The 3,918-nt window shown below is 73.9% G+C and carries 2 protein-coding genes; both read right to left on the bottom strand.

The window, feature by feature from the left end:
- Positions 1 to 85 precede the first annotated feature (85 nt).
- Complete coding sequence (locus tag ACFWOG_RS39990; RefSeq protein WP_329952909.1) at positions 86 to 2,488, bottom strand: excinuclease ABC subunit UvrA; 2,403 nt, start codon at positions 2,486 to 2,488, stop codon at positions 86 to 88.
- Positions 2,489 to 2,860: 372 nt separating this feature from the next.
- Complete coding sequence (locus ACFWOG_RS39985; protein ID WP_380364580.1) at positions 2,861 to 3,772, bottom strand: LysR family transcriptional regulator; 912 nt, start codon at positions 3,770 to 3,772, stop codon at positions 2,861 to 2,863.
- Positions 3,773 to 3,918: the final 146 nt, after the last annotated feature.

Here is a 3,918-nt window from a genome sequence, read left to right as displayed (position 1 = left end):
GCCCGGCCGGGGCCGGGCCGCGGGGACTTCTCGCTCCGAGGACGCCGAAGGCGCCGGGAGCGCCCGGGCGCGCCCCGGGCCGCGGTCAGGCGCCGACGTAGGCCGCCAGGTGCTCGCCGGTCAGGGTGGAGCGGGCGGCGACGAGGTCGGCCGGCGTGCCCTCGAAGACGACCCGGCCGCCGTCGTGGCCCGCGCCGGGCCCCAGGTCGATGATCCAGTCGGCGTGCGCCATGACCGCCTGGTGGTGCTCGATGACGATGACCGACTTCCCGGAGTCGACGAGCCGGTCGAGCAGGCCGAGCAGCTGCTCGACGTCGGCCAGGTGCAGGCCGGTGGTCGGCTCGTCGAGGACGTAGACGCCGCCCTGGTCGGCCATGTGGGTGGCCAGCTTGAGCCGCTGCCGCTCGCCGCCGGACAGCGTGGTGAGCGGCTGGCCGAGGCTGAGGTAGCCGAGCCCGACGTCGGCGAGCCGCTCCAGGATGCGGTGCGCGGCCGGTGTCCGCGCGTCGCCCTCGCCGAAGAACCGCTCGGCCTCGGTCACCGACATCGCGAGCACCTCGCTGATGTCCCGGCCGCCGAGGTGGTGGTCCAGCACCGACGCCTCGAACCGCTTCCCCTCGCACTCCTCGCAGGTGGTGGCGACGTTGGCCATCATCGCGAGGTCGGTGTAGATGACGCCCGCGCCGTTGCAGTTGGGGCAGGCGCCCTCGGAGTTGGCGCTGAACAGCGCCGGCTTCACCCCGTTGGCCTTCGCGAACGCCTTGCGGATCGGGTCGAGCAGGCCCGTGTACGTCGCCGGGTTGCTCCGCCGGGAGCCGCGGATCGCGCCCTGGTCGACCGACACCACGCCCGCGCCGGGCGGGATCGACCCGTGCACGAGCGAGCTCTTGCCCGAGCCCGCGACACCAGTGACCACGACCAGCACCCCGAGCGGGACGTCCACGGAGACGTCCCGCAGGTTGTTCGCCGTCGCGCCGCGGATCTCCAGCGAGCCGGTGGGCTTGCGCACCGCCTCCTTGACGACGGCCCGGTCGTCGAGGTGGCGGCCGGTGATGGTGTCGCCCGACCGCAGCCCCTCCACGGTGCCCTCGAAGCAGACCGTGCCGCCGCCCGAACCGGCGCCCGGGCCGAGGTCGATGACGTGGTCGGCGATCGCGATCGTCTCCGGCTTGTGCTCCACCACGAGCACCGTGTTGCCCTTGTCCCGCAGCCGGCGCAGCAGGCCGTTCATCCGCTGGATGTCGTGGGGGTGCAGGCCCGTGGTGGGTTCGTCGAAGACGTAGGTGGTGTCGGTGAGCGAGGAGCCGAGGTGGCGGATCATCTTCACGCGCTGCGCCTCGCCGCCCGACAGGGTGCCCGACGGCCGGTCGAGCGCGAGGTAGCCCAGGCCGATCTCCACGAACGAGTCGAGGGTCTGCCCGAGCGTGGCGAGCAGCGGCGCCACCGAGGGCTCGTCGAGGCCGCGGACCCACTCGGCGAGGTCCGTGATCTGCATCGCGCAGGCGTCGGCGATGTTGATCCCGCCGATCCTCGACGCCCGGGCGCCCTCGCTGAGCCGGGTGCCGTCGCACTCGGGGCAGGCGGTGAAGGTGACCGCCCGGTCCACGAACGCCCTGATGTGCGGCTGCAGGGCGTCCTTGTCCTTGGAGAGGAACGACTTCTGGATCTTGGGGATCAGGCCCTCGTAGGTCAGGTTGACCCCGTTGACCTTCACCTTGGTCGGCTCGCGGTAGAGGAAGTCCTGCATCTCCTTCTTGGTGTACTTGCGGATCGGCTTGTCCGGGTCGAGGAAACCCGACTCGATGAAGATCCCCACGGTCCACCAGCTGTCGACCTTGTAGCCGGGGATCGTGATCGCGCCCTCGGCGATCGACTTGGTGTCGTCGAAGAGCTGGGTGAGGTCGATGTCGGAGACCTTGCCCCGGCCCTCGCAGCCCGGACACATGCCGCCGGTGCGGCTGAAGGTCTGCTTCACCGTCTTGCTGCCGGTGCCCCGTTCGACCGTGATCGCGCCGCTCGCGCGGACCGAGGGGACGTTGAAGGAGTACGCGTTGGGCGAGCCGATGTGCGGGTCCCCGAGCCGGCTGAAGAGGATGCGCAGCATCGCGTTGGCGTCGGTGGCGGTACCGACGGTGGAGCGGGGGTCGGCGCCCATCCGCTGCTGGTCGACGATGATCGCGGTCGTCAGGCCTTCGAGGACGTCCACCTCGGGCCGGGCCAGGGCCGGCATGAAGCCCTGGACGAAGGCGCTGTAGGTCTCGTTGATCAGCCGCTGCGACTCCGCGGCGATCGTGCCGAACACCAGCGAGCTCTTGCCGGAGCCGGAGACGCCGGTGAACACCGTCAGCCGGCGCTTCGGGATCTCGACGCTGACGTCCTTGAGGTTGTTCACCCGCGCGCCGTGGACGCGGATCAGGTCGTGGCCGTCGGCCACGTGCGAGTCGGTCGACTCGGGGGACTGCGTGTCGGGCCTCGGGGCCTTGCTCATCGTGTCTCCGTATCCGTGACGCGGGCGGCTGCCGGGCGGGCCCGCTCGCACGGTCTCCGTCGGCGTCGCCTGGTTCGATCTCGATCCAACCACTTCGGGGCACCGCCCGGCCGCCGTCCGGATCTTCGCGGGCCGTCGCGGACGTGCGCGCACGTGCGGTGACGTGCGAGGACGTGCTCGGGCCAGCGGCGATCTTCGCGAGCGGGCGGGCAGCGAGTGAGCATACGGGCAGGCTCTGACAACGGCGGTCCTGCCGGCCGTCCGGCCGGTGGTTCCGCCTGCGGACGGCCCGGCGAGCGACGGCCCGGCGCGACGGCCCGGCGAGCGACGGGCCCCGCGCGCCCGACGCGCCGCGGGTGCGGGCCCCGGGGCTCAGCCGGTGGCCGCCGCCGCCTCGGCGAGGGCGTCCAGCACCGGCCGGATCAGCGGGTGGCCGTCCGCACCGGCCCGGACCGCGGCGAACACCCGGCGGGTCGCGAGCGCGCTGTCCACCGGCCGCACCGCCACCTGTCCGAGGTCCACCCCGAGCAGCGCGGAGCGCGGCACCAGCGCCACCCCCGCACCGGCGGAGGCGAGCGCGACGACGGCGCGGAAGTCGTCGGAGGAGTGCACCAGGCGCGGTTGGAAGCCCGCGTGCTCGCAGGCCAGCAGCACCACGTCGTGGCAGGGGTTGCCTGGGTAGGGGCCGATCCACGGCTCGGCGGAGAGGTCGGCCACCGCGATCGGGCCGTCGCCGGCGGCCAGCGGGTGGCCGAGCGGCAGCACCGCCTCGAACGGTTCCGCGTACAGCGGGACCCTGGTCAGCCGGGCGTCGTCGGCGCGCGGCGCGCCCCGGTACTCGACGGCCACCGCGAGGTCGGCGCGCCCGTCCAGGACCATCGGCAGGCTGGCGTCGCCCTCCGCGTCCAGCACCTTGAGCCGGACACCGGGGGCACGGGTGGCCAGGGTGCCGATGGCGGGGGCGAGGACCAGCGAGATCCCGGTGGCGAAGGACGCGACGGTGACCTCCCCGGAGACGCCCGCGCTGTAGGCGGCGAGGTCCGCCTCGGCGCGTTCGAGCTGGGCGAGGACGGCGTCGGCGTGGCCGAGCAGGATCTCGCCGGCGGCCGTGAGGCGGACGCCCCGGCCCTCGCGCGCCAGCAGGTGGTGCCCGGTCTCCTGCTCCAGCGCGGCCAGCTGCTGCGAGACGGCGGAGGGGGTGAGGTAGAGGGCGGCCGCGGCGGCGGTCACGGTCCGGTGGTCCGCCACCGCCCGCAGGGTCCGCAGCCGTCTTGCGTCGATCACGGGCCAATTCTGCCAGCGCCGGAGCGGCCGGCGGGTCGGGGGTGGCCACCGGGGCCGGTGGGACCAGTGGGACCGGTGGGGCGGCGGCGTTCCCCCGGCGGTGGCGGCGCCGGGGCGGCCGCGGGTGCCCCGGAACCGCGAACGGG

Origin of the sequence: Kitasatospora sp. NPDC058406 (genome assembly GCF_042722765.1) — a bacterium.
GTDB lineage: Bacteria > Actinomycetota > Actinomycetes > Streptomycetales > Streptomycetaceae > Kitasatospora.
The sequence above is the reverse complement of the archived record's forward strand: the minus strand, read 5'-3'. Positions and strand labels throughout refer to the sequence as shown.